The sequence below is a fragment of the Pseudomonas sp. GW821-FHT05H12 genome, assembly GCF_059419385.1.
In genome coordinates this window covers 93,806-119,587 of the sequence record NZ_JBWKRS010000008.1, presented here as the reverse complement: position 1 = coordinate 119,587, position 25,782 = coordinate 93,806, and the positions used below count along the sequence as shown (strand labels likewise).

Genomic DNA, 25,782 nt, shown 5'->3' with positions numbered 1-25,782 from the left:
TTGATGTGTAAAGAAATGGGGTAAAGCGGATGTTCGGGAGTGAACACTTCGGGTGAACAACTGAACAGTGCTGGGGTTGACAATGAACAGTTCTGAACAACACTCTCATGCCTAACACAGAATAAATGTGGGAGCTGGCTTGCCTGCGATAGCGATGGGTCAGCGTGCTCATTTGTTACTGATACACCGCTATCGCAGGCAAGCCAGCTCCCACAGTTTGATCCGGTTTCAACCGCTGGATTGTGCAAGACCCCATAACAATAAAAAGAAGGTCAACATGGCCGAACCCTTGGCTCACGACACGCTCATCCAGGAATCCTGGCGCCGTTGCCGCGCCTTTGGCCTGGACCATCAGAGCACGCCCAGCTTCGACCAGCTGCCCGCCGAGGGCATCAGTCAATTGCTGGAAAGCCAGCATTCTTTGGTGCAGACCACCCATCAGGAGGTCCTGCCCTACTACGAAAACATCCTGAGCAACTCCAACTGCCTGATCATGCTGGCTGACAATCAGGGCCAGGTCCTGACCTCGTGGGGCACCCAGCGTTTTATCGAGCCCACGTTGGCCCGGGGTTTCAGCGCCGGCGCCAGCTGGCAGGAGCGCTCCAGCGGCACCAATGCCATCGGCACCGCGCTGGCGTGTGCCCAGGCGGTGCATATCGAGCACGACGAACACTTCTTGAAAGCCAACCGCTTCATGACCGGCTCGGCAGCGCCGATCTTCGATGCCCAGCGTGAAATCATCGCGGTGCTGGATGTGTCCAGCGACAGCTACCTGCCGCCCTCCCACACCCTGGGCATGGTCAAGATGATGAGCCAGACCGTGGAGAACCGGCTGATCCTCAACCTGTTTCGCGGCGAGCATTTCCAGCTGACCTTCAACACCGGCCTGAACAACCTCGACAGCCAATGGGCTGGCCTGCTGATTTTTGATGAGAGCGGCCAGGTACTGTCGGCCAACCGCCGCGCCGATAACCTGCTGGGCATCAGCTTGTCGCGGGTGATGGTCGACAGTTTGTTCAAGGTGTCGCTGCTGGAGCTGCTCAACCAGCCGGAAGGCCTGCCGTTTTCACTGCAGGCGGCGGGACGCAATCGGTTCCAGTGCTTATTGAAGCGACCCAAGCAGATGCCGGTGCAGGCGCGGGTGTTCAGTGCGCCCAAGGCCAGTGAATCAGTGCAGGCAAAACCGGCCGCGATTGGCCTCAAGACCTTGCACTTCGGCGATGTGCGGGTGGAGAAAGCCGTGCGCCAGGCAGAGCGCTTGCTGGAGAAGGATATTCCGCTGCTGATTCACGGTGAGACCGGCGTGGGCAAAGAGGTGTTTGTCAAAGCCCTGCACCAGGCCAGTTCGCGCAGCCGGCAGGCGTTTATCGCGGTGAACTGTGCGGCGATACCCGCAGAGCTGGTGGAGTCGGAGCTGTTCGGCTATGAAAAAGGCGCCTTCACCGGCGCCAATCAGAAAGGCAGCATTGGCCTGATCCGCAAAGCCGACAAAGGCACGCTGTTTCTCGATGAGATTGGCGATATGCCGCTGCCGACCCAGGCGCGCTTGCTGCGGGTGTTGCAGGAACGTTGCGTGCAGCCGGTGGGCAGCAGCGAGCTGTTTCCGGTGGACCTGCGCATCATTTCTGCCACCAACCGGGCGTTGCGCGAGTGGGTGCAGGCCGGGCGTTTTCGTGAAGACTTGTACTACCGCATTGGCGGCCTGACCCTGGAACTGCCGCCCCTGCGCGAACGCACCGACAAGCAGGCGCTGTTCCAGCAACTGTGGCAGCAGCACCGCGAGCCGACCCAATGGGCCGGGCTGAGTGCCGAAGTGCTGGCGTTGTTCGAACAGCACCCGTGGCCCGGGAACCTGCGTCAGGTCAGCAGCGTGTTGCAGGTGGCGCTGGCCATGGCCGAGGACCAACCGATACGCGCGGAACACCTGCCGGATGATTTTTTTGTCGACTTGAACCAGGCGGCGCCGCTGCCCACCCAGGAAGCGCTGGATGACAGCCGTGACCTGTCACAGCGCTTGAAAGCGGCCGGCGGGAACATTTCCCACCTGGCGCGGGAGCTGGGGGTGAGCCGCAACACCCTGTACAAGCGCCTGCGCCAACCCTAGCGCGGCTTGACCACCACCAGCAGGTCGGTGAAGTACTCCACCTGGATCGGCAGGTTGTCGGCCAGAGTCGCCAGCGCAGCGGCCGTGTCGTCCAGCTTGAACACGCCGGACACCCGCAGGTTCTGCAGGGCTTGCGGGTCGAAACGCACCAGGCCATGACGGTAGCTGGCCAGGGTTTGCAACACCTCGCTCAACGGCTGGTCGTTGACCTTGAGCAGGCCACGGGTCCAGGCATCCGGGTCGCTGCTGCCGATGGCGCGTGGCGGCTGCGGCTGGCCGTGATCGAGCACCGAGCGTTGGCCGGCCGTCACCTTGACGCCCTCGCCCGTGTCACCTTTGACCGCTACGGTGGACTCAATCACCGTCACTACCGTGGTGCCATCCGCCGCGCGCTTGACCAGATAGCGCGTACCCAGTGCCGTCGCCGTGCCCTGGTCGGTGCGCACCACGAACGGCCGCTGCGCATCCTTGGCCACCTCCACCCACAGTTCTCCTTGCAGCAGTTCGATCACCCGTTGGTGGCCGTCGAATTTGACGTCCACGGCCGAGTTGCTGTTGAGCTGCAACTGGCTGCCATCTTCCAGGGCGATCTGGCGGCGCTCGCCGACGCCGGTGCGTTGGTCGGCCATCCAGATTGGCGCCTGTTGCACACCCAGCCAGGCGCACAGCACCACACCGAGCACGCCCGCCACTTGAGCGCCACGGGAGCGCCGGGGGGCGAATGCACGGTTCAACGCCAGCCGCGCGGGCTTGGCGGGCACAGTCTCGAGGCTGCCCCACAGCGAGCGCATGCGCTCGATGGCGACGGCGTGGCGAGGGTCGGCCTGGCACCAGGTGTGGAAAGCGTGGCGGTCGGCGTCACTGACGTTTTCGTCGTGCAGGCGTGTCAGCCAATTCGCGGCTTGCTGGATGATCTGTTCGGAACTCACGACAACGGGTCCGCCGCGTGCAGGCTGTGATAACAGTGCACCAGGGCACTGGAGATGTAGTTTTTGACGGTGCTGGAGGACACCTCCAGGCGTGTGGCGATCTCGCTGTAGGTCAGCCCGTCGAGGCGGCTCAGCAGGAAGGCCTCACGGGCCTTGGCGGGCAGGCCGGCGAGCAGTTCGGCGATGCGTTCCAGGGCTTGCAGCGCCAGGTGAATCGCGGCCGGGTCGGGCATGCCGGCGTCTTCGCACTGGATCACCAGGGCTTCCATGTAGGCTTTCTCGATACGCCGACGCCGCGCGCCGTCGATCAGCAGGCGCCCTGCCGTGGTGGCGAGAAAGGCGCGAGGCTCCTTGATGGTGTGGGGCTCGGCCAGCATCAATACACGGATGAAAGCATCGTGGGCCAGGTCGGCCGCGTGCTGGGAGCAACCGAGTTTTTTGCGCAGCCAGCCATGCAGCCAACCGTGGTGATCGACGTACATTGCCGCGAGGGTTTGCTGACGCGTGGGCGTACCCAGCGCGGCCGGAATGTCATGCATGCGCAAAAATTTCTCAAATAGGAAATATTACCAATTGCGCGAACAATGCCAGTAAAACGACGATGTATCAAGAACCTTTCAGACAACCTAAATTCCTGTAGGAGCCGGCTTGCCGGCGATCGCGGTGTGTCAGTCAACCCCTGAGGGACTGATACACCGCAATCGCCGGCAAGCCGGCTCCTACAGTGAAATGGGGTGTTAGCGCCAGCTCCAGGAGACACCGGTGAAGATGCCCCGACCATCGGCTGGGGTCGACCGGGCAGCGTCCTGCCCTTTGTCGTCATAACCCGGCGTGACGGTGTTGGCGTAGCGCCGGTTGGTGAGGTTGCGCAGGTCGATCCAGGCTTGCCAGTCCTGTTTCGGCGCGTCGTAGCCGAAGGTTGCGCCGAGGGTCGTGTAAGCCGCTGCGTAGTAGGAATTGGCGTAGTCCACCGCCACCCGCGAGGCATGCTCGGTATTGAGGCTGGTGTAGAAACCGGTCGGGTGGCTGTAGCGCAACTGGGCCTGGTAGTAGTGCTTGGGAATGCCCGGCAAGGTGTTGCCGCCGAAGCGGTCGTCGTCGCGGTAGTGGAAATCGCTGTAGGTATAGGCTTGGCGCAGGGCCAGTTGGCCGTTGCGGCCGCCCTCCCATAAAGGGCTGAGCAGGCTCAGTTCCACGCCCTGGTGCACGGTGGGGCTGGCGTTGGATTCGGCGACGATGGCGCTGCTGGTCTGGGTTTGGGCCTGGGTTTCGACGGTGAGCAGCTCATGGCGCACTTCGGAGCGGTACAGCGCCAGGTCCCACTGGCCGAAACGGTGCTCGCCACGGGCGCCGACCTCAAGGGTGGTTGCGGTCTGATTACGCAGGTTCACGCCTTCACGTTGCAAACCGGTGGCCGGGCCGCTGCCGGGGCCAAAGTATTTATTGGAACCCCAGATCATCGACCACGCATGCGGCGGCTCTACCGAGCGGCTGAGGTTGCCGTACACCTGCAGTTGCGGATTGAAGTCGTAACGCAGGCCGATGCGTGGCGCGTAGTCCCAGTTCTGCTGGCGTGTCGGCGTATGGGTATCGGGATAAGTGACTTCGGTTTCGCGACGAGTGTAGATCGCCGCCAGGCCAGTGGTGAGCCACAGGTCCGGGACCAGCTCCAGGTCGTTGCCGATGTGCAGCACGGTGTCGGAGCCCAGGTAGCTGTAGTCGCGGGTCTTGGTACCGGGGGCATAAATTGCGGTATTGCCGGCCGGCGTGCGCACGTACTCCGACGCGCCGTTATTCGGCATCGCCTGGGTGGTGCGCAGGCCGATCGTGGTTGTACTGGCGTGGCCAAACAGCGTGTCCTGGCGGATGTAGTTGAGGGTGCTGCTGATGTCGGTGTAGGCGACTTTCAGGCGGTTGGTGCCTTCGCGCAGGTCCATCGGGTAGTCATGGTACGCCAGCCCGACTTCGACGCGGGAGCTGTCGTCCAGCTGCAAGGTGGTCTTGTTGGCGATCCAGGTGGAGCCCGGTTGCAGGCGCTTGGAGTCACGTGCGGCGTTGAGGCTGTTGGCGGCCGTGGGGTCATGGCTGATCTGGTAGCGCATCAGTTTGCCGGGGCTGTCGTTGGTGGTTTCGCGGTAACGGAAATAGAAGCGTGTTTCCAGATCCGGGTTGAAGCGGTAGCCGAAGTTGGCCGCGATACCTTTACCCGTGCCGGCGCTCTGGTGCTGGTAGCCGTCGGACTGCGAGTCGGTAAGGCTGATGTAGTAATCGGCATCGCCCAGCACCTGGCCCGAGCTGATTTCACGTTGGGCAAACCCACGGCTGCCCGCTTCATAGCGCACTTGCAGCTTAGGCGCATCGTAGCCGGTGTGGGTGACGTAGTTGACCGAGCCGCCGAGGGCCAGCGCGCCCTGATCGAACCCGTTGGCGCCGCGCAGCACTTCGACGCGGCTTTGCCACAGCGGGTCCTTGAGTTCGTAAGGGGTGCCGCCCGGGCCGGTCAGCGGCAGGCCATCGAGCATTTCATACAAGCCCGACGCATGAGCACCCGGGCTGCGGTTGAGGCCCGAGCCGCGAATCGACAGCTTCACGCCTTCATTGTTCGCCGCCTTGGCGTACACCCCTGCCTGGTACTTGAATACATCTTCATTGGTGCTCACCCGGCCCTGCTGCACGCCTCCCATGTCGATGTAATTGGTACCGCCGGGCACGCTTCTGAGCTGCGCCTGGGCCACCTCGCCAGCGCTGGCTTCGCTGCTGGTGACTTCGACCGGGGCCAATTGCAGGTCTTCGGCGTGTACCAGCGAGCTGAATGTCAGGGCGGTCAATAGGGGCAAAGGGTGGCGCAACAGCATCAGGCAGGTCCTTGGGAATCGGGGGCAAAGAGGTGGGATGGCAGGCGCGCCCGCCAGGTCACGCTTAATTAACGGACCAGAGCCTTCCCACAACAGCGTCGGACCTGATTTATTTTCTAAGTCCAAAATCGAATTAACACATGCAAACTCAGTATTTAAAGAAATAACACGCACGCATTACTGTGAAGCCATCGAGTCACCCACGCCCCCTGAGAACGCCCCCATGCAAACATCGGCCACCGTCATCGACTTCACGCTCCACCGTAAACGCCGCCAGGCGCGTGCTGCAGCCGAGTTGATGTGGGCGATGTACGCCGCACGTGCCGGGCTTGCGGTGTTCACCGCCCAGGCAGCGCCCTCCAGCGATACTCGCCGGGCGTAAGGCCGATGAATTTCCTGCACGTGCTGCCCGAACCACCCGAACCCCTGCCCAAACCGAATACCGACGACGATGTGATCAGCCTGTGCGTGGCGCACAACCTGCAACGCCTGCGGAGCAAGCGCCATTTGTCACTGGATGGGTTGGCGCGGGCCTGCGGGGTCAGCCGGGCGATGCTGGCGCAGATCGAGTCGGGCCGCAGCGTGCCGTCGATCAAAGTGCTATGCAAGATTGCCAAGGGTTTGAAGGTGTCGGTGGCAGCGTTCCTGGAAGACCGCGCCTTTGAAGGTGTTGAGGTCTTGCCAGCCCAACAGAGCAAGCGCCTGGTGAGTGCCGATGGCGCGTTTATCAGCCGTGCGCTGTTCCCCTACGATACGGCGCGCCAGTCTGAGTTTTACGAGATCCGCTTGCGCGCGCTGGGCGAAGAAGTATCCGAAGGGCATGGCCCAGGCATCCAGGAAAACCTGGTGGTGGCTCAGGGCGTGCTGGAAGTCAGCGTCAACGACGAGCGTTATCTGTTATCAACCGGCGATTCGATCCTGTTCTACGCCGACCAGCCCCACCGCTACCGCAACCCGGCCGACAGTGAAGCCGTGGCGTTCCTGGTGATTACCTATCCAGAGCGATTGGACTGACCCTGAATGCAAAAACGCCCCGAATGATCGGGGCGTTTTTTATTGCGCGGGACCTGTCAGCAGGTGCAGCACATCATCGGCATGCCGTTGCAGCTCATCATCATGGGCATAGCGCAGTCGTTCATCATTTTGTTCATGAGCATGCAGCAGTTTTTCATCATGTCCATGCTCATGCCGGGCATCGGCATCATTTTGCACATCATGCTGTCGGCCATCATGGTGCACTCCATCATGCACGTCATCATCGGCATCGACATGCCCATGGACATCATCGGCATCATCGGCATCATCGGCATCATCGGCATGTTCATGCCGGTCATCATTTTCATGGCGTCGGCCGACATGCCCATCATCGACATATTGGCGCACTGCATCATCATCGGCATGCCGCAGTTCATCATCATCGCCATCATTTCGGCGTTGGTCTTGAACTGAGCCATGTCCATACCGGCTGCTGGCTTCATGGTGCACATCATGGCGTCAGCGGCCATCTCGCACTTCATGGTGGCCATCATCATCGGCATGCCCATCATCGGCATCATGGGCATGGCGGTGTTCATCGGCATCTGCATTGCATTCATCATGTTCGAAACTCCGTAATCGACAGGAAATGGCTAAGTTCTGGCGCCGATTCTAGAGCCGCCAGACAGCGGCGCAAGACGACGGCAGAGCAGCGGCAAAGGCTGTTCGGGGGCAAGCTTAGTTGACCGAAACAGCCGTGCACGACGCGATAACATTTCTATCGACGCAATAACGAACGCAATCGCCGCTGAGTGCGCCTAAACGACGTTTTAGATATTCGAAACAGGTATTGCATCAGACCGGAAGGAAATAAACGATCTAACTGCCGCATAAAAAAACAATCAAACCTTGGATCAGAGCGTCTGCATCAACTCATCGGCCTCTGAACCTTGTGGAAACCTGAAGCCGTACATCTCATCACACGCCAGAATATCGGCCAAGGCTTCGCGAAGCTGCACTTCTGTTTGCGGATCACGCAGCAGCTTAGTGGCCGATAGCAAGACCTCTGCAGGAGCACCCTGGGCGCTCGCGGCCTCGATCACCGCAAACAGGATAAATCGCAGGCGAATTTCGCGATCAGTGGGCCAAACGGTTTTTTGCTTACCCAAGGTAGGCACTCATTTTTAAGGAAAGTCCGAGGCTATGGCCCACCGATGGGTGTTTCAAGCCAGTGGATACAAGATAGGCCGCCTCCTACAAATGAAAGGGAAACGGCGCACTGGATGTCACATCATTAAACGTCCAGACCCGATGTATCACCCGCCACTACTGCACTGGCAGGAAATTCATCAGCAACAGGCTTTGCGCGTAGTTAAGGCCGATGCGTCGGTAGCGCTCATCGAGCATTTGGGTCAGCAGGTCGAGGCGCGCAACGATCTTGCCGAATTCCACCGCAAAACTGAGGTTGCTGCCCTCCTCCGAGATCTCGTTGGAGAACAGCAACAGCGCGCCGTTGGCATCCTGGCGCTGGCTGAGCAACCAGGTGGCTTTCTCGATATTGCGCGCAGCGTTGCTGACAAATTGTGGGTTAATCGAATCGGTCATGTAGAACTCGGTCCGCCCACCGTGGGCGGTCACCAGCATGCTGCCGATCGCGTAGATAAACGCGCCGACCCGGTCGCCATGAAACTCGGGGCTCAGGGAATAGCTCAGTGCCGCCAAGTCGCGACGGTCGCCCAGTGCGGGCAATGGCCGGCGGTTCTCGATGGCCAGGCGAATTTCCCGCGCGGCGCTCACCGCATCCGGGTAACCCGACTGCCGCCACTGGCTGGGGTTGCGCAGGTAGAGCTTGTTCATCAGCAGGTAGAGGCTTTGCAGGTTGTCACGCATGCCCAAGGTGGCCATGCGGTCGACGCTGGTCTGGAAGAATTCATCGGGCTTGCCATTGCTGAACTGCTTGGCGATATCGCGGCTTTGTTGCTGGGTACAGCCGCTGCCACACAGCATGAGCAGGCTCGCCAATAGCAATGGCCAGTGCATACGTCGACGTGTAAAAAGCGTTAATGTTCGATCCATCGGCACCCGATCTGATTCTTCTCGCCACACACGGAATGAGCGTGGCCGGGACAGAGATAGAGCCGAAGAATGTAAAAAAGTGCGATGAGGGAGCCGATTGCTGAAGAATCTCACATGCATCGCAGCCATTGCCCAGCCTTCGCAACGAGTGCGAGGCCTTGGCGCTGGGAATCATGCGTCGACCACCGAACACCGCCCCTCAAAGCGGGCCCGCTCAATTTTGTAGAAGCAGTTCTCCTGCGTGCCATTCGCCAGTTGCTTGATTGAGGTGTGCGAAAACTGCCCGCCGATTGTCTCCATGGCCCGCTGTAAACGGATGTTCTGCCCCGCGACGTGAAACCAGACGGTATCGACCCATTGGAATGCATGCCTGAGCATTAATCGCTTGAGTTCGCCATTGGTGCCACCGCCCCATTCGGCAGACGGTGGAAACAGGTCCGCCTTCGGATTGGACGCTTTTGTCCGACCCAACTTCCTGCAGCCCCCACCCAATGCCAGAAGGCAATCAACGCAGCACCCAATCTAAGAATTGCCTGATTTTTTCAGGTGTACGCGATCAATACGATAGGCGTCCACCCTGATACCCATCATGGCAATAAACCACATGTGCTTTTTTAAAAAACAACGCTGGCTGCGCTCTGTGCTGACTGTCGCAGCCACCCTCATCTTTGCCAATTCAACGAGTGCATACGCTGCGGATTGTTATTTCACGCAAGGGCAGGCGTTCACCGCTAACTACGCCAGCGCCCCGGTTGCCTTGACCGTGCCCCGCGATGCTCCCGTAGGCACCGTGATTTACGAGGAATCAATCACCGCTCCGTCGCAGGGTTTTAATTGCCCTAGGTCGTCCCCCTTTATTTTCGCCCTGGCTCCCAAGTTTGGCAGCGTTACGACAGGCAATGTCTTTCCCCTGGGTAAAACAGGGCTGTCACTCAAAGTAAAAAACTCAGTGAATGGTTACTTAAACGTTGATAGGTTGCTTAATGGCTCTTATTTGGATGTCGCGAGAAGCTACACGATAGAGATTATTAAATCGAGTGAGCTCTCGTCGCAAAATGAGGTTCCCGCAGGAAACCTGGGGGCGCACCGCTATGGAGATCTTGACCTGGTTAAAATCAACCTGGTCAACCCCATTATCCTGAACGCGGCTTCCTGCCAGACCCCTGATGTATCCGTTCAAATGGGGGACGATTATTACCTGCATGAGTTCAGCAATGCCGGTGACGCACCTCACACGGTGAAATTCAACATCGGCCTTAGCCAATGCCAGTCAGGCATTCAAAAAGTCACCTACTCCCTCAAAGCCAATACTCAAGTCATTGATCAGCAGCAGGGCGTCGTGGCGTTGAACGCCAGCTCAACGGCAAAAGGCATCGGCTTGAAACTGATGGACGACGCCGGTCAACCAATTGCACTGGGCACCACCTACCCGTTCAATGGCTTCAATACCACGGGTACAAGCTTCAACATTCCTCTATCAGCGGCTTATTACCGTCTGGCGGGAAGCGAGCTGAGCGCCGGAACGGCGAACACTTCAGTCACTTTTATAATGAGTTACCTGTAAACGGTGGGAACGTAAGAGGCCCCACGCCCCTTACCCGGGGATGATCACGCATAAAAAATCCCGCAGGCCTTGGGCTTGCGGGATTTTTTTTAATGTTTAGCGGGCCCCCAAGGAGTCGAGCCCACTTGCCGAACATCGCGTCATGCGGGCAGAAGACGCACGCTAACGTGGAGTCATTATTTGGCTTGACGAAGCACCAGCTCCGACAGGCGGGTCTTAACCCGGAAGCAGAACTCACGAATCTGAAATTGATAAGCAGGCATAACCATGTAGTTCAAGTCGGCACCGATGGAGTCTTTGATTTCCATGTATTTAGCCGTCTTGGCAGCAATGGCCTGGTATTGCGCCTCGTACTTATCGTAAGACGCCTTGCTGTAAATCTTTAAGACGTCCAGCTCTTTACGGCATTGTTCAGCGCGACTTTGATTCAGGTTTGTGTCTGCTTCTTCCTGAGCGGCTTCCGGAGAGACGGGGGCATGGGAGCTAACAGTAAGAGGCGCAGGTGCGGCTTCATAGCGCACAGTGTAATCGTGGGGTGTCGACGGTGCGGCTTCAGGCGGCGCTGCCTGGACGACGGCAGGTGGTGGAGCCACTTTAGGTTGTTCTGGAGTTTTCGTAGCGCAACCCGAGAGGGCAAGTCCGACCACTACTGCGATGCCACACATTTTATCCATCGGTTCCACCAAAAAGTAATTACGGTTGGCTGAGTCGTTAGGTTCTAGGTAAAAGTAGTCGCTCACTCAATGATCGAGTGTAATTTTTTCTACCAGCCTCAAGGCGCTCAGCCTCTCTTCCTTGAGCGCACAGATGACGGATAATAGTAAAAAAACAAGGAGATGACGAGTAAAAGCTCATCAGAAAAGTCACAAGCCTCGTAGGACATTTACCGTGAGCCCGGCCGATGCAAGGAGTGAAAATTGCTTCCTGAACTGAACCTCTACACGGTGCGCGCCAAACGCATCGCTAAGATACGTGCAAAAGTAGGCCTTTACTTCGTTGCGGCGCTGTCCTTTCTCGCCGGCATGACAGACGCTATTGGCTTCACGGCCACGGGTGATTTTGTTTCTTTCATGAGCGGAAATACCACTCGACTCGCCGTTTCAATCGGGGCGCATGATGACTCCACTGCGCTCGGCATCACGGCTTTGATCCTGACCTTCATCCTCGGCAACGCACTGGGCGCAATCGTCGCCCGCATCGTTGGCCGGCGTTCCTGGCCATTGCTGTTTTGCGTAGGCGCCCTGCTCTGCCTGGCCACGGTCATGCCGACGCCATTTCTCGCGCTTGTGTGCGCGGTGCTGTCCATGGGCATGATCAATGCCGTGGTCGAGGAGATAAATGGACTTCCAATCGGGCTGACCTACGTCACCGGCGCGCTATCACGCTTTGGACGCGGCCTTGGGCGTTGGTTGCTGGGTGAACGCAAGCACGGGTGGAGGGTTCAGCTTATACCGTGGGCCGGCATGCTGATGGGGGCAGTGGCGGGTGCGTTGCTTGAGCGTGAACTGGGCTTGTTTGCGTTCACCGTCGATGGTGCGTTGGCGATTGGCCTGGCGTGTGCTTCGGTCATGATTCCTCCGCGCTGGCAGAGGGCTTATATGCCCGGGTAGTCCTGAAAGGCGTATGAGCGAGAGGGAGTTGTTCGTGAAACCGACCTTCTGACATGGAGGCCAACCCCCAAAAACACAAAAGCCCCGCATTCGCGGGGCTTTCGTTTGAATCTTGGCGGGAAACCAGGGATTCGAACCCTGGAGACGCTATTAACGTCCGCCGGTTTTCAAGACCGGTGCATTCAACCACTCTGCCAATTTCCCTTGTACATCACAGGATTATAGTAGCCTATCCCGTCTCAGCGGGCGCCATAATACCCGAATGAAACACACTGTCAAACTCTCGCCATAGCTTGTTACAGAGCGTCTGTTATGATCTTTGCGACTGAACGTTTCAAAACTGAAGGAGTGTCGCCATGCGCGAACAGAATTACGCAGTGAATGGTAACGCGCAGGCTGAGCAGCTTGAAGTCAGCCGCGTGTTGCGCAATACGTACGGCTTGCTCGCCCTTACCCTCGCATTCAGCGGCGTGATGGCGTATGTGGCGCAGCAGATGCGCGTCGGCTACCCGAATATCTTTGTCGTGCTGATCGGTTTCTACGGCCTGTTCTTCCTCACCAACAAGCTGCGTGACTCGGCCTGGGGCCTGGTGTCGGCGTTTGCCCTGACCGGCTTCATGGGCTTCATCCTCGGCCCGATCCTCAACCGCTACCTCGGCATGGCCGGCGGCGCGGAAGTGGTCAGCTCGGCGTTCGCCATGACCGCTCTGGTGTTTGGCGGTCTGTCGGCCTACGTGCTGATCAGCCGCAAGGACATGAGCTTCCTGGGTGGCTTCATCACTGCGGGCTTCTTCGTGTTGCTGGCGGCCGTGGTGGCCAGCATGTTCTTCCAGATCAGCGGCCTGCAGTTGGCGATCAGCGCCGGTTTCGTGCTGTTCTCCTCCGTGTGCATCCTGTTCCAGACCAGCGCCATCATCCACGGCGGTGAGCGCAACTACATCATGGCGACCATCAGCCTGTATGTATCGATCTACAACCTGTTCATCAGCCTGTTGCAAATCTTCGGCATCATGAGCCGCGATGACTGATTGCTAGCGACATAAAAAAAGCCCCGCATCGAGAGATGCGGGGCTTTTTTATTGCCCAGGGATCAGTACTGGTTAGGCTCCATTTCCAGCTCGACCTTGAAGCGCTCAGCGATATCCCGCTGGATACGCTGCGCCAGGTTGGCAATGTCATGCCCGGTGGCCGCGCCGTAGTTGACCAGCACCAGCGCCTGCATCTTATGCACGCCGGCATCACCCTCGCGAAAGCCCTTCCAGCCGGCCTTGTCGATCAGCCAACCGGCCGCGAGCTTCATCTGCCCATCCGCCTGGGGGTACGCCACCAGGTCGGGGTACAGGGTTTGCAACTCGGCCGCCAGCACCTGGGACACCAGCGGGTTCTTGAAGAAGCTCCCCGCATTGCCCAGCTCGGCAGGATCCGGCAGCTTTTCGCGGCGGATGCTGCAGATGGCACGACTGACATCACTCGGCGTCGCGTCGGTGATCCCCTGCCCCGCCAGGCGCTGCTGAACCGGGCCGTAGTCGAGCTTGAGGTGGCTGGCGCGGCTCAGGGCAAAACGCACCCGCAGGATCAACCAGCGCCCGACCTCATGCTTGAACAGGCTGTCGCGATAGGCAAACTTGCACTCTTGCAGACTGAAGTCGCGCAGCTCACCCGTCTGGCGATCCAGTGCGGTCAGGCCGGCGAATACGTCCTTGATCTCCACACCGTAGGCGCCGATGTTTTGCATCGGTGCAGCGCCGACGGTACCGGGGATCAGGCTGAGGTTTTCCAGGCCGCAAAAACCATGCTCCAGGGTCCACAGCACAAACGGGTGCCAAGCCTCGCCCGCTTCGGCCTCGACGACCACATGGATACCGTCGTCGTGCAGCACGCGGATTCCCTCGCTGGCCATGCGCAGCACCAACGCGGGAATATCCTGGGTGAGCAGCAGGTTACTGCCACCGCCGATCACCAGCAGCGGCAACGCGTGGGCAGCGGCATACGCCAGGGCTTCACGCACATCGGCGTCGCTGCGAGCTTCGGCGAACAACTGCGCACGCACATCGATGCCAAAGCTGTTGAACGGTTTGAGCGACACCTGCGCCCGCACCTGCAAGGTCATAACCGCCCCTTCAATTCGATGACCAATGAATCACAGGCCTGTTCGATCAAGTCCAGGACCCGCTCAAACCCTTGCTCACCTTCGTAGTAAGGGTCTGGCACTTCATCCACTTCGCCTTCATAGCGACGCAGGAACAGATCCAGCTCGGCCTTGCCCTGCCCCGGCTGCAATGCCTTGAGGTTGCGCAAGTTGCTGTTGTCCATCGCCAGGATCAAGTCGTAACGCGCAAAGTCGGCGCGGGAAACCTGCTGTGCACGTTGAGCTGACAAGTCATAACCCCGCATCAGCGCCGCACGCTGGCTGCGCTGGTCCGGTGGGTTGCCGACGTGCCAGTCACCGGTACCAGCCGACGCCACGTCGACCTGCCCTGCCAAACCCGCCTCGCGCAATTTGTGGCGCAACACGCCCTCGGCTGTCGGTGAGCGGCAGATGTTGCCCAGGCAGACAAACAAAACGTCCATCAGGCCCCCAGCAGGCGACGGACGCGCTCTAGGTCTTCCGGGGTGTCGACACCGGCGGGCGGCGCTTCCAGTGCATCGCCCACGTGGATACGCACGCCATGCCACAGGGCACGCAGTTGTTCCAAAGACTCGGTGTTTTCCAGCCAGCACGGGCCCCAGCTGACGAAGTCATGCAGGAAACCAGCGCGATAGGCGTAGATACCGATGTGGCGACGATACGGCACGCCTTCGGGCAGCACGTCGCGGTTCCTGGCGAACGCATCGCGTGCCCACGGCAGCGTCGAGCGGCTGAAGGTCAGCGCCAGGCCGTTGATGTCGCTGACCACTTTCACCACGTTCGGGTTGAACAGGGTGTCGATGTCTTCGATGGGTTCGGCCAGGGTCGCCATGCGTGCTTCGCCATGGGCAGCCAGGTTGGCGGCCACCTGGTCGATCACGCTTGGCGGAATCAACGGCTCATCGCCTTGCACGTTGACCACGATCGCATCCGGCGCGAGGCCCAGTTGCGTGGCCACTTCGGCCAGGCGGTCGGTACCGGAATTGTGGTCTTCGCGGGTCAGCACGGCTTCGGCACCAAAACTTTTGCAGGCCTCGATGATGCGCGGGTCATCGGTAGCCACCACCACGCGTTCAGCGCTGCTTTTGCAGGCCTGTTCCCACACCAACTGGATCATCGGCTTGCTGCCGATCAATTGCAGCGGCTTGCCCGGCAAACGGGTGGAGGCAAAGCGAGACGGAATGACAACGGTAAAGGCGGTGGTCATTTATCCAGACGCTCATCGGTGGTCAGGGTACGGGCTTCGCTCTCCAGCATGACCGGGATGCCATCACGGATCGGGTACGCCAGGCCGGCGCCTTTGCTGATCAGCTCGGTTTTATCGGCGCTGAGCTTGAGCGGGCCTTTGCAGATCGGGCAAGCGAGGATGTCGAGCAGTTTGGTGTCCATGAGTGTTTCCTGGAAAGAAGCGTTTAAGGCAAAAGACGGGCGGGCAGCAGGCGCATCAGCTGCGTGTCGAACCAGGCGACAAACGCCGGCGACGGCAGCGCGTCCACTGCAAGGTACCACCAGTCGGGCCTGGCAAAGGCGCGGCACTTCACCGCGTCCTTTTCGGTCATGACCAGCGGCAATGACGGTGAAAAATTCAAGACCTCGGCGCTATACACCGCGTGGTCGGCGAACGCATGGGGTATCGGCCGCCAGTGTAGCGTTTCAAGGGTATTGAAGAAACGTTGCGGGTTGCCGATGCCCGCCACCGCGTGCACCTGCTGGCCGGCATCAAAATGGTCGACCGGCTGGCGCTCGCCGGTTTTGACGTTGATCAGTGCCGTGGGCACCAGGCGAAAGGCAAAACCATCGTCACGGTCAGCGCCAGCGCCGTTGTAGAGCAGCGCATCGACGCTTTGCAGGCGCTCCACCGGTTCGCGCAGCGGCCCGGCCGGCAGGCAGCGGCGGTTGCCCAGGCCACGGGCGGCGTCGATCAGCACCAGTTCAAGGTCGCGAGCCAAGCGGTAGTGCTGCAGGCCATCGTCGGAGAGAATCAGGTCCAGGGGCTCACTGGCCAGCAGCGCACGGACGGCGCGGCTGCGGTCGGGGTCGATCATCAGCGGCACGCCGCTGCGCTGCACGATCAACAAAGGCTCGTCGCCCGCCACCTCGGCGCTGTGGCTGGCCTCAACCCGCCACGGCAAGTGCGGCGGCTTGGCGCCATAACCCCGGCTGACCACACCCACGCGCAAACCGCTGCGCTGGCAGTGTTCGATCAACCACAGGATCAGCGGCGTCTTGCCGGTGCCGCCCACGGTGATATTGCCCACCACCACCACCGGCACCGGTGACTGGTAGATCTGCCCCTCGCCCGCCAGGAAGCGCGCACGCTTGCGCTGCACTACGTGGCGATAGAGGGATTCCAGCGGCCGCAGCAGCGCGAGCGTCGGATGACCTTCGTACCAGGCCTTGAGCAAACGATCGGACATGGCCATCAGGGTTGGCTCGCCGCCTCGACGGTGGTCATGCGCAAATGGCTGAAGCCGAGCTTGCCGGCCGCGTCCATTGCCGTGATCACTGCTTGATGCTGGGTCTTGCCGTCGGCACTGATCGACAGTGGCATCTTGGTATCGCCGCCGGATTCTTTCTGCAAGGCGTCCATCAGGCTGGCGAGGTCATTCTTCTCCAGCAGGTGGTTATTGACCGAATACACGCCGTCGGCGCTGATGGCGATGTCCAGCTGCTTGACCTCCTGGTCCTCGGCCGGCGAGCCGCTCACCGCTTCCGGCAGGTCGACCCGCAGTTCGGTTTGTCGGGTAAAGGTGGTGGTGACGACAAAGAACAGCAGCAGGATAAACACCACGTCGATCAGCGACGCGAGGTTGATATCAACGTTTTCCCGTTGCTTGCGGCGAAATTTCACGCTTTGCCCTCGACCAGGTCCACATCACGGTCGCCCTGCACCACTTCAACCAGCTTGATGGCTTCTTGCTCCATGCCCACCACCAGTTCATCGATGCGTCGCTGCAGGAAGCGGTGGAAGAACACCGACGGGATACCCACCATCAGGCCCGCAGCCGTCGTGATCAGCGCCTTGGAGATACCACCGGCGAGCACCGCCGCGTTGGTGGTCATGCCCGAGCCCATGAACGAACTGAAGATGTCGATCATGCCCAGCACCGTGCCCAGCAAGCCCAGCAACGGCGCCATGGCCGCAATGGTGCCGAGCGCATTGATGTAGCGCTCCAGCTCATGGATGACCCGGGCAGCGGCCTCTTCGATGCACTCTTTCATGATCTCGCGACCGTGCTTGGAGTTGGCCAGGCCCGCGGCGAGGATTTCCCCCAGGGGCGAATTGGCACGCAGTTCCTTGAGTTTGTCCTTGTCCAGCTGCTTGTTCTTGATCCAGGCCCAGACCTGCCCCAGCAAATGCTCGGGGGTGACGCGACTGGCGCGCAGGGTCCACAGGCGTTCGGCGACGATGCCGAGTGCGGCGATGGAGCTCAAGATGATCGGCAACATCATCCAGCCGCCGGATTTGACCAATTCCCACACAGTGAATGTCCCCTCGAAAAAGTGCGCCACTTTACCATATAGGTTCGCTGGCTGGGTTTGTCGGCCGCAGGCCCGCCCGTCGCGGGGCCTGGCCTTGGGCAATGCACCACTAGGGTAAGGGTTCGCGCCAGAAGCGACGTTGACTGCGCGCAACAACCGGTGGCTGGAAAGCGCCCAATTGCAGGCGCACCGCGCCCTGTTCCGCACTGTCATAGCGCTGGCTGCCCAGCGCCCGGTAACGTTCGATGACTTGGGCGTGAGGATGGCCGAACGCATTGCCACGGCCCCGTGAAATCAACACTGACTTGGGAGCCAGCCGTTGCACGAAAGGCCAGGAGGAAGAGCTGTGGCTACCATGGTGCGGCGCCTGTAACCAATCGACAGGCGCCGCCAAGGGTGAGCCAAGCAAGACCCGCTCAGCAGCGCGATCGATATCCCCCGTGAGCAACAGACGCTCGCCACTGGCCTCGATCAACAATACGCAGGACTTGGCATTGCCAGAAATCGCGTCGGGCCACTGCCATAACTCGAACGACACCCCATCCCATGTCCATTGCTCACCGCTGATACAGGGTTGCGTATGGAGAAACGCCGGCAAACCTGTGGTCTCCCCGCCCACCACTCGCTGGACGGGCAGCCCTCGCGCAACCGCTGCCGCGCCGCCGGCATGATCGGCGTCGGCATGGCTAATCAGCATCAGGTCCAACTGCCCTACCCCAAATTTTTTCAGCGAAGGCAGCACGACACGAGCGCCCAGATCGGAATCTCCCACCCGGGGCCCCGTGTCGTAAATCATGGTGTGATTGCGCGTGCGCAGGATCAACGCCTGCCCCTGGCCGACATCCAGTTGCACCACGTCCACTTGACCGTGGGGCACCAATGTTCTCGGTGGAAATACTGCCAGCATCAGCATCGGCCACCCCAGCAGCCGAAACGGAACACCCTTGGGCAACAGCAGCAACACAGCACCTGCCACACTTACCAGCCAATAGCCCAAAGGCACTTCGGCCGGCACCCAGGCCGGCACGTGCCCGGCGAGCAAGGCCAACCCGCGAAACAGCCCATCCAACGCCCCGCCTGCCAACCAAAGTAGCCCTTCCCCCGCCCACGGCACGGCCAACAAGGCCGTTCCCAGAAGCGCCAACGGCAACACCACCAGGCTGATCCACGGCACGGCTAATAAATTGGCCACGGGGGCACTGAGGCTGATGGGCAGCCCAAGCACCAGCAGCAAGGGAAACAGACCGATGGCAATCAACCATTGCGGGCGGGTCCACAGCTGCCAGGCACTCCAACGCCCCAAACGCCCGCCGAAGCTCAGGGCCAACACCGCAATCGCCGCAAACGACAACCAGAACCCCGGCTGCAAGCTCGCCAACGGTTCAAGCAGCAGCACGCTGTCGAATGCCAGCAACAGCGGCCACCAGATCCCCAGATGCCGGAAGCGCAAACGCCATAGCAAGACCAGGCCCACCATTACGCACGCCCGCTGTACCGGTACGCCAAACCCCGCCAGCAAGCCATAACCCAGCGCTGCGGCAAACGCCAGGCCACAGGCCCAAGGCAGCCACGGCACCGTTCGCGGCCAGGCGCCATAACGCGCCAGACCGGCCACCAGGCCATAGATCAAACCCGCCAACAAGCCGATATGCTGACCGGAAATCACCAGCAGATGCACGGTGCCGGTGTCTTGCAGCACCCGCCAGTCTTCGGCCTTCAGCCCGGAACCGTCCCCCAGCACCAGCGCCGCCAGGCCCGCTTCACGACCTTGGGCGTCCACCGCCATCAGTTGCTGACGCAGCGAATCGCGCCAGGCATTGCGCGCCGACGTGAGGCGCTCGCCATCCTTGACCGAGCCGGTGGCACCGATGCGCTGGGCCAGTAGCCAGGCCTCGTAATCAAAACCGTGAAAATTGAGCAACCCCGCGGGCCGCTTGAGCTTAATTGCCAAGCGCCACCGCTCGCCGCTTTTAACCGGCGGGCCACCATGCCAGGACACCCGGATACGTTTGGGCAAGCGAGCATTGCGCGACCGACTGTCGGCCAGTTCGAAACGCACCCCGGTGGCCGTCTGTTGCGGCAACCCGACCACACGCCCCTCCACCCAACGTGTCTGCCCGTCCAGAGTCGGCTTGAGACGATCATCCAATGCCCACTGCGCGCTGATGCACGCCCAGCTCAACCCCAGCAGGAAGAACGCCAGCGGGTAGGTCCGAAACGGCAGCAGCATCAAGGCCAGCACCGGCATGGCCAGCAAGCCTGCAGTCGGGGGCAGTGCCGGTAGAAATCGCAAGGCCAGCAAGCCAAGCGCGAGGGCGAACATCCCGGTTCTCATGGAGCTTCCTTTTCAAAAGTTCCAATCAGTCTTAGCCGGGCCCTCAGGGCGACCTATGATGTTTTGTCACAAAGTCTGAATTTTCTGTTTATAGAATGCGGGCATACTTGCCCCTCGAACTGACCTGGACCCCTTATGCCCCGGCGCTTATTCAAACGGTACATGCCCGATCCCAGCAGTATCAGGGAACACAAGTCATTACAGTTTCTCGGCACGTTGCTGCATGACCCCAACCTCTGGCACCTGAATCGCCATTCCGTAGCGCGGGCCATGGCCGTGGGCCTGTTCGCGGCGTTCATCCCGATTCCCTTGCAGATGCTGCTGGCGGCCGTGCTGTCGATTGTCGTACGCGCCAACATGCCGATTGCCGTCAGCCTGGTCTGGCTGACCAACCCGATCACCATGCCGTTGGTGTTTATCTGCACCTACCTCACCGGCGCCTGGCTGATGAATGTGCCGCCACGCAGCCTGCCCGACAACCTCACCTGGGAGTGGATCAGCAGCCAACTGAGCACCCTCTGGCAGCCTTTCCTGCTGGGTTCCGTGGTACTGGGGTTGGTGCTGGGAGCGTTGGCCTATTGCCTGACCATGATCTATTGGCGCTGGTGGGTTGCCCACCAGTGGAAAAAGCGCAAACAGCGTCGCGCCTGAAACCTCAACGGGCCAGCAAGCGCAGGTGTACCCGCAGGCCCTTCCCGGTATTTTCCGCCCACAAGCGACCACCCTGACGCTGCACGGCGTTGCGCGCGATGCTCAAGCCCAGGCCGAAGCCACCGTCGCCAGGCCGTGAACCTTCCAGGCGGGTAAAGGGCGCAAAAATTCGCTCAAGGTCCTGCTCTGCGATGCCCCCGCCCTGATCCTCCAGCCACAGGTGCCAGTAGTCACCCTCACGGCACCCGTCCAGCTTCACCAGACCGTGGGCGGGAGAATGGCGGATGGCATTGCGCAACACGTTTTCCAGGGCCTGGGCCAGTGCATTCAGGTTGCCGCGCACCCAGCAATCGGCCGGCAACAGGCAAGGCATGCGCGACGCCGGCCAGTCACTCTCGTAACAGGCGTTTTCGCGCAACATGTCCCACAACGCCTGCAACTGGATATCCTCGTTAGGCAGCGGCGCCCTGTCACTGTCCAGCCACGCCAGTTGCAGGCTGTCTTCCACCAGGCGCTGCATCGCGTCCACTTCACGTGCCAGCCGCTCGCGCAACTGCGCAAGGTCTTGCTCACTGTCACAGGCCACCCTCAGACGGCTCAAGGGGGTGCGCAATTCATGGGACATGTCGCGCAGTAACTGTTGTTGCAGCACCACGGTGCCCTGCAAACGCTCGGACATATGGTCAAACGCCCGACCCAGCTCGCCCAGTTCATCCTGGCGGCTGATGGCCTCGCGGGACATCCGGGTATTGAGTTGATCGGCACGCCAGGCGTTAGCCTGCTCGCGCAACTGATTGAGGGGCATGATCAGCAGCCGATAAAGTCCAATGCACAGCAGCAAGGTAAACAGGCCCGGGATCACGCCATTGGTGACCACTCGCCAGAACAATTGGTAGCGCCCTGGCATAAAACGCTTGGGCAATTCGATGACCAGCGAGCCAGCACCGGGGTCCATCGGGAACGGGATTTTCACCCACGGCAGGCCTTTGACGTGCCGGCTCACCGGCCACTCCAGCCCGCGCAAGAAGGTCAGCCGCTGGCTTTCCTTGTCACTCAAGGGTGCACTGCTGAGGGATTGCAGGTCGTTGCCAATCACGCCGATCCAGGTCGATTCACGCTGGGCCATGACGTGCAGCCAGGCATCCACACCGGCATTGCCTTGGGTGTTCCACGCCAGTTCGGCGCCGGCGGCATAGCCCTTGAGGATCTCGCGCGACTCATCGGCCAGGTAGGCATTCTGCTCTTCCATGTAACGGCCCCAGGACCAACTGAGCCAGATCATCAGCAAGCAGAAGGCAATCAACAGGCAGGCCAGCTTCCAGAATAACGAGTGCTTGCCGGGCAGTTGTTTCAGCGCGCGTTCAAAGCCCTTCATCGTGACCGCTCAGCACATAGCCCTTGCCCCACACCGTGCGCACCTCGCGCTCGCTGTAGCCGATGGCCTTGAGCTTGCGGCGGATCTGGCTGATGTGCATGTCGAGGCTGCGGTCATGGGGGGCATAACCGCGTTGCAACACATGCTGATAAAGGAAGGCTTTGCTGAGCACTTCGTCCGCACTGCGGTGCAGGGTTTCCAGCAGGCGGTATTCGCTGCGGGTCAAACCGGCCCAGTGCTCCTGATAGAAGATGTCGCACAGCTCGTCGTCAAAACGCAGGGAACGCGCGTCATCACGCGGCGCCAAGGGTGTCGGCAACGGGCGACGGTCCAGCGCCACGCGACGCAGGATGGCCTCGATGCGCACGCGCAGCTCGATCATGCTGAACGGCTTGGGCAGATAGTCATCCGCCCCCAGGCGAAAACCGCTGATACGATCCGCCTCGGCGCCCAGGGCCGACATCAGGATCACCGGGATCGCGTGGCTCTGGCGCAGGTGGGTGAGAATCGACAACCCATCGAGACCTGGCAACAGGATATCCATCAACACCACATCAAACGCCTGGTCCCGGGCCATCTGCAGGCCTTGCTGGCCATTCTGGCACCAGGTCACCTGGAAGCCACAGCGGCCCAGGTGCTCGTGGACATAAGCGCCCAGCACAGGGTCATCTTCGATGGTCAGGATACTGGGTAGGCCAACTGCTGCGGGATTCATTAGCGTCTGCAATTCATTCTCAATGGCCGATTATTCAAGATTAAACCGTCACAGGCAATCGCCACCGGGCACCGAATGGCCCGAAGATTGCCACCCGTCAATAATTTGCGAGATTCCAGCCCGCGCAAATGGCTACACTGCGCAGGTGGTGCGGGCCGGATGCCTGCGCGGATAATCGAAAACACTGTGGTAGCAGGAGAGTGGCGTGCTAAGAAGAATGGGGATAAAAGGCCGCGTACTGTTGCTGACCTTATTACCGACCAGCCTGATGGCCCTGTTGTTGGGGGGCTATTTCACCTGGATGCAGCTTTCGGAGTTGCAGACCCAGTTGCTGCAGCGCGGTGAAATGATCGCCGAACAGTTGGCGCCGCTGGTGGCACCGGCCCTGAGTGCCCGCAACACCGACCTGCTGGAGCGCATCGCCACCCAATCCCTGGAACAGCCGGACGTACGCGCCGTATCGTTCCTCAGCCCCGACCGCTCGCCCCTGGCCCACGCGGGCCCGACCATGCTCAACCAGCCGCCCGTCGGCAACAGCTCGCACCTGTTGCAGCGCACCGGCAACGACGCCACGCGCTACCTGCTGCCAGTATTTGGCCGCCATCGAAACCTGGCGGGCGACTTGATTCCCGACGAAGCCGACCGTTTGCTGGGCTGGGTCGAAGTAGAACTGTCCCACAACGGTATGCTGCTGCGCGGCTATCGCAGCCTGTTCGCCAGCCTGCTGTTGATTGCCATCGGCTTGATCTGCACGGCCGCCCTGGCGCTGCGGATCAGCCGCACCATCAATTCGCCCATCGGCCAGATCAAGCAAGCCGTTGCACAGTTAAAGGACGGCAACCTGGAAACTCGCCTGCCACCGCTGGGCAGCCAGGAACTCGACCAACTGGCCTCGGGCATCAACCGCATGGCCGAAACCCTGCAAAATGCCCAGGAAGAACTACAGCACAGCATCGACCAGGCCACCGAAGACGTGCGCCAGAACCTGGAAACCATCGAAATCCAGAACATCGAGCTGGACCTGGCGCGCAAGGAGGCCCTGGAGGCCAGCCGCATCAAGTCAGAGTTCCTGGCCAACATGAGCCATGAGATCCGCACCCCGCTCAATGGCATCCTTGGTTTTACCCACCTGCTGCAAAAAAGCGAACTGTCGCCACGCCAGCTCGATTACCTGGGCACCATCGAAAAGTCCGCCGACAACCTGCTGGGCATCATCAATGAAATCCTCGATTTCTCGAAGATCGAAGCCGGCAAACTGGTGCTCGACAGCGTACCGTTCAACCTGCGCGACCTGCTGCAAGACACCCTGACCATCCTCGCCCCCGCCGCCCATGCCAAGCAGCTCGAACTGGTCAGCCTGGTGTACCGCGACACGCCGCTGGCGCTGGTGGGCGACCCGCTGCGACTCAAGCAGATCCTCACCAACCTGATCAGCAACGCGATCAAGTTCACCCGCGAAGGCACCATCGTTGCCCGGGCGATGATCGAAGACGAACAGGAAGACAGCGTACAGCTGCGCATCAGCGTGCAGGACACCGGCATCGGCCTGTCCAACCAGGACGTGCGCGCACTGTTCCAGGCGTTCAGCCAGGCCGACAACTCGCTGTCGCGTCAACCGGGCGGTACGGGCCTGGGGCTAGTCATTTCCAAGCGATTGATTGAGCAGATGGGCGGCGAAATCGGCGTGGACAGCACCCCGGGCGAAGGCTCGGAATTCTGGATCAGCCTGAGCCTGCCCAAGACCCGCGACGACGTTGACGACCTGCCCTCCCCGCCGCTGCTCGGCCGGCGCGTGGCGGTGTTGGAAAACCACGAACTGGCGCGCCAGGCCTTGCAGCACCAACTGGAAGACTGCGGCCTGGAAGTCACCCCGTTCAACACCCTGGAAAGCCTGACCAATGGCATCACCAGCGCCCATCAAACCGAGCAGGCCATTGACCTGGCCGTGCTGGGCGTGACCGCCAATGACATCCCGCCCGAGCGCCTCAACCAGCATCTGTGGGACCTCGAACACTTGGGCTGCAAGGTGCTGGTGCTGTGCCCGACCACCGAGCAGATGCTGTTCAACCAGTCGGTGCCCAACCCCAACAGCCAATTGCAGGCCAAGCCGGCCTGTACGCGAAAGCTGCGCCGCGCCCTGGCCGACCTGATCAGCCCGCGCCCTGCGCGCAGCGAACCGGGCGAACCGCTGTCGAGCCGCGCACCGCGGGTATTGTGTGTGGACGACAACCCGGCCAACCTGCTGCTGGTGCAAACCTTGCTCGAAGACATGGGGGCCAAGGTCCAGGCGGTGGAAAGCGGTTACGCGGCCATCGACGCGGTCAAACAGGAAACCTTCGACTTGGTGCTGATGGACGTGCAGATGCCCGGCATGGACGGCCGCCAGAGCACCGAGGCGATTCGCCAGTGGGAGAGCGAACGCCATGGCACGCCGCTGCCGGTGGTGGCCCTCACCGCCCATGCCATGGCCAACGAAAAACGTGCCCTGCTGCAAAGCGGCATGGACGACTACCTGACCAAGCCCATCAGTGAGCGGCAATTGGCCCAGGTGGTGCTGAAGTGGACCGGCCTGGCCCTGCGCAACCAAGGGCCGGAGCGTTCGAACGACGGCTTGGGCCCTGGCCTGCAATTGCTGGTGCTCGACCACGAAGAAGGCCTGCGCCTGGCCGCCAACAAGTCCGACTTGGCCGCTGATATGCTCGCCATGCTGTTGGCCTCCCTGGAAGCCGACCGCCTGGCCATCACCGTTGCCCGTGAAGCCAACGACAACAATGCGCTGATCGAACGCGTCCACCGCCTGCACGGCGCCACCCGTTACTGCGGCGTGCCGCAACTGCGCGCCGCCTGCCAGCGTGCCGAAACCCTGCTCAAGCAGGACGACGCCAAGGCCATGGCAGCGCTGGACGAGTTGGACATGGCGATTGCCCGACTGGCCAGTGAGGCGCGGGTCAGCGCCTGACCCGCGCCTAATGGGATCTGCCT

The 25,782-nt window shown here is 60.8% G+C and carries 26 protein-coding genes and 1 tRNA gene; 8 read left to right on the top strand and 19 right to left on the bottom strand.

The window, feature by feature from the left end:
* Window positions 1-277 precede the first annotated feature (277 nt).
* Window positions 278-2,104: a sigma-54-dependent Fis family transcriptional regulator gene (locus AC07SU_RS09550; protein ID WP_494996895.1), complete on the top strand. Its 1,827-nt coding sequence runs from the start codon at window positions 278-280 to the stop codon at window positions 2,102-2,104.
* Here the strand turns inward: AC07SU_RS09550 and AC07SU_RS09545 are convergent.
* The 3 genes from AC07SU_RS09545 to AC07SU_RS09535 all read right to left on the bottom strand — a co-directional run bounded on the left by AC07SU_RS09545 (window position 2,101) and on the right by AC07SU_RS09535 (window position 5,888).
* The gene (locus AC07SU_RS09545) at window positions 2,101-3,033 is read right to left on the bottom strand and encodes a FecR family protein (RefSeq protein WP_494996894.1); all 933 of its coding nucleotides are present in this window, start codon (window positions 3,031-3,033) and stop codon (window positions 2,101-2,103) included. The two genes, AC07SU_RS09550 and AC07SU_RS09545, sit on opposite strands and share 4 nt — an antisense overlap.
* The gene (locus AC07SU_RS09540; RefSeq protein ID WP_176995581.1) at window positions 3,030-3,572 is read right to left on the bottom strand and encodes a sigma-70 family RNA polymerase sigma factor; all 543 of its coding nucleotides are present in this window, start codon (window positions 3,570-3,572) and stop codon (window positions 3,030-3,032) included. Before AC07SU_RS09540 ends, AC07SU_RS09545 begins: the two co-directional genes overlap by 4 nt.
* Window positions 3,573-3,770: 198 nt before the next feature.
* On the bottom strand, window positions 3,771-5,888 hold the full coding sequence (locus AC07SU_RS09535) for a TonB-dependent receptor family protein (RefSeq protein ID WP_494996893.1): 2,118 nt from the start codon (window positions 5,886-5,888) through the stop codon (window positions 3,771-3,773).
* Between the two features lie 223 nt (window positions 5,889-6,111).
* Here AC07SU_RS09535 and AC07SU_RS09530 point away from each other — a divergent pair, with 223 nt between their 5' ends.
* A complete protein-coding gene (locus AC07SU_RS09530; RefSeq protein WP_176995579.1) occupies window positions 6,112-6,270 on the top strand; it encodes a hypothetical protein in 159 nt (52 codons plus the stop codon).
* A 5-nt stretch (window positions 6,271-6,275) separates the two neighbouring features.
* Window positions 6,276-6,902 carry a helix-turn-helix domain-containing protein gene (locus AC07SU_RS09525; protein ID WP_176995578.1) on the top strand — a complete coding sequence of 209 codons (627 nt, stop codon included), beginning with the start codon at window positions 6,276-6,278 and terminating at the stop codon, window positions 6,900-6,902.
* A gap of 56 nt (window positions 6,903-6,958) precedes the next feature.
* Here AC07SU_RS09525 and AC07SU_RS09520 read toward each other — a convergent pair whose 3' ends face one another.
* The 4 genes from AC07SU_RS09520 to AC07SU_RS09505 all read right to left on the bottom strand — a co-directional run bounded on the left by AC07SU_RS09520 (window position 6,959) and on the right by AC07SU_RS09505 (window position 9,410).
* A complete protein-coding gene (locus tag AC07SU_RS09520; RefSeq protein ID WP_256349823.1) occupies window positions 6,959-7,486 on the bottom strand; it encodes a hypothetical protein in 528 nt (175 codons plus the stop codon).
* 291 nt (window positions 7,487-7,777) lie between these two features.
* On the bottom strand, window positions 7,778-8,032 hold the full coding sequence (locus tag AC07SU_RS09515; RefSeq protein ID WP_176995577.1) for a hypothetical protein: 255 nt from the start codon (window positions 8,030-8,032) through the stop codon (window positions 7,778-7,780).
* Between the two features lie 157 nt (window positions 8,033-8,189).
* The gene (locus AC07SU_RS09510; protein WP_494996892.1) at window positions 8,190-8,939 is read right to left on the bottom strand and encodes a hypothetical protein; all 750 of its coding nucleotides are present in this window, start codon (window positions 8,937-8,939) and stop codon (window positions 8,190-8,192) included.
* A gap of 171 nt (window positions 8,940-9,110) precedes the next feature.
* Window positions 9,111-9,410, bottom strand: a complete 300-nt coding sequence (locus AC07SU_RS09505; RefSeq protein WP_176995575.1) for a GNAT family N-acetyltransferase — start codon at window positions 9,408-9,410, stop codon at window positions 9,111-9,113.
* A 118-nt stretch (window positions 9,411-9,528) separates the two neighbouring features.
* Here AC07SU_RS09505 and AC07SU_RS09500 point away from each other — a divergent pair, with 118 nt between their 5' ends.
* Window positions 9,529-10,503: a fimbrial protein gene (locus tag AC07SU_RS09500; protein WP_494996891.1), complete on the top strand. Its 975-nt coding sequence runs from the start codon at window positions 9,529-9,531 to the stop codon at window positions 10,501-10,503.
* A 176-nt stretch (window positions 10,504-10,679) separates the two neighbouring features.
* Here the strand turns inward: AC07SU_RS09500 and AC07SU_RS09495 are convergent, their stop codons facing one another.
* The gene (locus AC07SU_RS09495) at window positions 10,680-11,243 is read right to left on the bottom strand and encodes a YuaE family lipoprotein (RefSeq protein WP_494996890.1); all 564 of its coding nucleotides are present in this window, start codon (window positions 11,241-11,243) and stop codon (window positions 10,680-10,682) included.
* A 177-nt stretch (window positions 11,244-11,420) separates the two neighbouring features.
* Between AC07SU_RS09495 and AC07SU_RS09490 the strand changes: the two genes are divergently transcribed.
* Window positions 11,421-12,113 (top strand): YoaK family protein, encoded by a 693-nt coding sequence (locus AC07SU_RS09490; RefSeq protein ID WP_494996889.1) that lies wholly within the window; start codon window positions 11,421-11,423, stop codon window positions 12,111-12,113.
* Window positions 12,114-12,226: 113 nt separating this feature from the next.
* On the opposite strand, the gene AC07SU_RS09485 is transcribed toward AC07SU_RS09490, so the two are convergent.
* A tRNA-Ser gene (locus AC07SU_RS09485) sits at window positions 12,227-12,317 on the bottom strand.
* Window positions 12,318-12,469: 152 nt separating this feature from the next.
* Between AC07SU_RS09485 and AC07SU_RS09480 the strand changes: the two genes are divergently transcribed.
* The gene (locus tag AC07SU_RS09480; RefSeq protein ID WP_003192030.1) at window positions 12,470-13,141 is read left to right on the top strand and encodes a Bax inhibitor-1/YccA family protein; all 672 of its coding nucleotides are present in this window, start codon (window positions 12,470-12,472) and stop codon (window positions 13,139-13,141) included.
* 62 nt (window positions 13,142-13,203) lie between these two features.
* Here the strand turns inward: AC07SU_RS09480 and murB are convergent, their stop codons facing one another.
* From murB to AC07SU_RS09440, 8 genes are all read right to left on the bottom strand, one after another.
* Window positions 13,204-14,223, bottom strand: coding sequence for a UDP-N-acetylmuramate dehydrogenase (murB, locus tag AC07SU_RS09475; protein WP_494996888.1), 1,020 nt, complete (start codon window positions 14,221-14,223; stop codon window positions 13,204-13,206).
* Window positions 14,220-14,684 carry a low molecular weight protein-tyrosine-phosphatase gene (locus AC07SU_RS09470; protein ID WP_494996887.1) on the bottom strand — a complete coding sequence of 155 codons (465 nt, stop codon included), beginning with the start codon at window positions 14,682-14,684 and terminating at the stop codon, window positions 14,220-14,222. Before AC07SU_RS09470 ends, murB begins: the two co-directional genes overlap by 4 nt.
* Window positions 14,684-15,448, bottom strand: a complete 765-nt coding sequence (gene kdsB / locus AC07SU_RS09465) for a 3-deoxy-manno-octulosonate cytidylyltransferase (protein ID WP_176995517.1) — start codon at window positions 15,446-15,448, stop codon at window positions 14,684-14,686. Before kdsB ends, AC07SU_RS09470 begins: the two co-directional genes overlap by 1 nt.
* Window positions 15,445-15,630 carry a Trm112 family protein gene (locus AC07SU_RS09460; RefSeq protein WP_003174668.1) on the bottom strand — a complete coding sequence of 62 codons (186 nt, stop codon included), beginning with the start codon at window positions 15,628-15,630 and terminating at the stop codon, window positions 15,445-15,447. The genes kdsB and AC07SU_RS09460 overlap by 4 nt, the downstream gene beginning before the upstream one ends.
* Before the next feature lie 23 nt (window positions 15,631-15,653).
* Window positions 15,654-16,664, bottom strand: coding sequence for a tetraacyldisaccharide 4'-kinase (gene lpxK, locus AC07SU_RS09455; RefSeq protein WP_494996886.1), 1,011 nt, complete (start codon window positions 16,662-16,664; stop codon window positions 15,654-15,656).
* Window positions 16,664-17,092 (bottom strand): ExbD/TolR family protein, encoded by a 429-nt coding sequence (locus AC07SU_RS09450; protein ID WP_176995515.1) that lies wholly within the window; start codon window positions 17,090-17,092, stop codon window positions 16,664-16,666. The genes lpxK and AC07SU_RS09450 overlap by 1 nt, the downstream gene beginning before the upstream one ends.
* Window positions 17,089-17,724 carry a MotA/TolQ/ExbB proton channel family protein gene (locus AC07SU_RS09445; RefSeq protein ID WP_176995514.1) on the bottom strand — a complete coding sequence of 212 codons (636 nt, stop codon included), beginning with the start codon at window positions 17,722-17,724 and terminating at the stop codon, window positions 17,089-17,091. The genes AC07SU_RS09450 and AC07SU_RS09445 overlap by 4 nt, the downstream gene beginning before the upstream one ends.
* 109 nt (window positions 17,725-17,833) lie before the next feature.
* Complete coding sequence (locus AC07SU_RS09440) at window positions 17,834-20,059, bottom strand: DNA internalization-related competence protein ComEC/Rec2 (RefSeq protein ID WP_494996885.1); 2,226 nt, start codon at window positions 20,057-20,059, stop codon at window positions 17,834-17,836.
* 135 nt (window positions 20,060-20,194) lie between these two features.
* On the opposite strand from AC07SU_RS09440, the gene AC07SU_RS09435 reads away from it, so the two are divergent.
* Complete coding sequence (locus tag AC07SU_RS09435; RefSeq protein ID WP_176995512.1) at window positions 20,195-20,710, top strand: DUF2062 domain-containing protein; 516 nt, start codon at window positions 20,195-20,197, stop codon at window positions 20,708-20,710.
* A 4-nt stretch (window positions 20,711-20,714) separates the two neighbouring features.
* Here AC07SU_RS09435 and AC07SU_RS09430 read toward each other — a convergent pair whose 3' ends face one another.
* Both AC07SU_RS09430 and AC07SU_RS09425 read right to left on the bottom strand, forming a co-directional pair.
* Entirely contained in the window at window positions 20,715-22,085 is a 1,371-nt protein-coding gene (locus tag AC07SU_RS09430) for a sensor histidine kinase (RefSeq protein ID WP_494996884.1), read from the bottom strand.
* Window positions 22,072-22,800 (bottom strand): response regulator transcription factor, encoded by a 729-nt coding sequence (locus tag AC07SU_RS09425; protein ID WP_176995510.1) that lies wholly within the window; start codon window positions 22,798-22,800, stop codon window positions 22,072-22,074. The genes AC07SU_RS09430 and AC07SU_RS09425 overlap by 14 nt, the downstream gene beginning before the upstream one ends.
* A gap of 205 nt (window positions 22,801-23,005) precedes the next feature.
* Here AC07SU_RS09425 and AC07SU_RS09420 point away from each other — a divergent pair, with 205 nt between their 5' ends.
* Window positions 23,006-25,759, top strand: coding sequence for a response regulator (locus AC07SU_RS09420; protein ID WP_176995509.1), 2,754 nt, complete (start codon window positions 23,006-23,008; stop codon window positions 25,757-25,759).
* The last annotated feature ends 23 nt before the right edge of the window (window positions 25,760-25,782 follow it).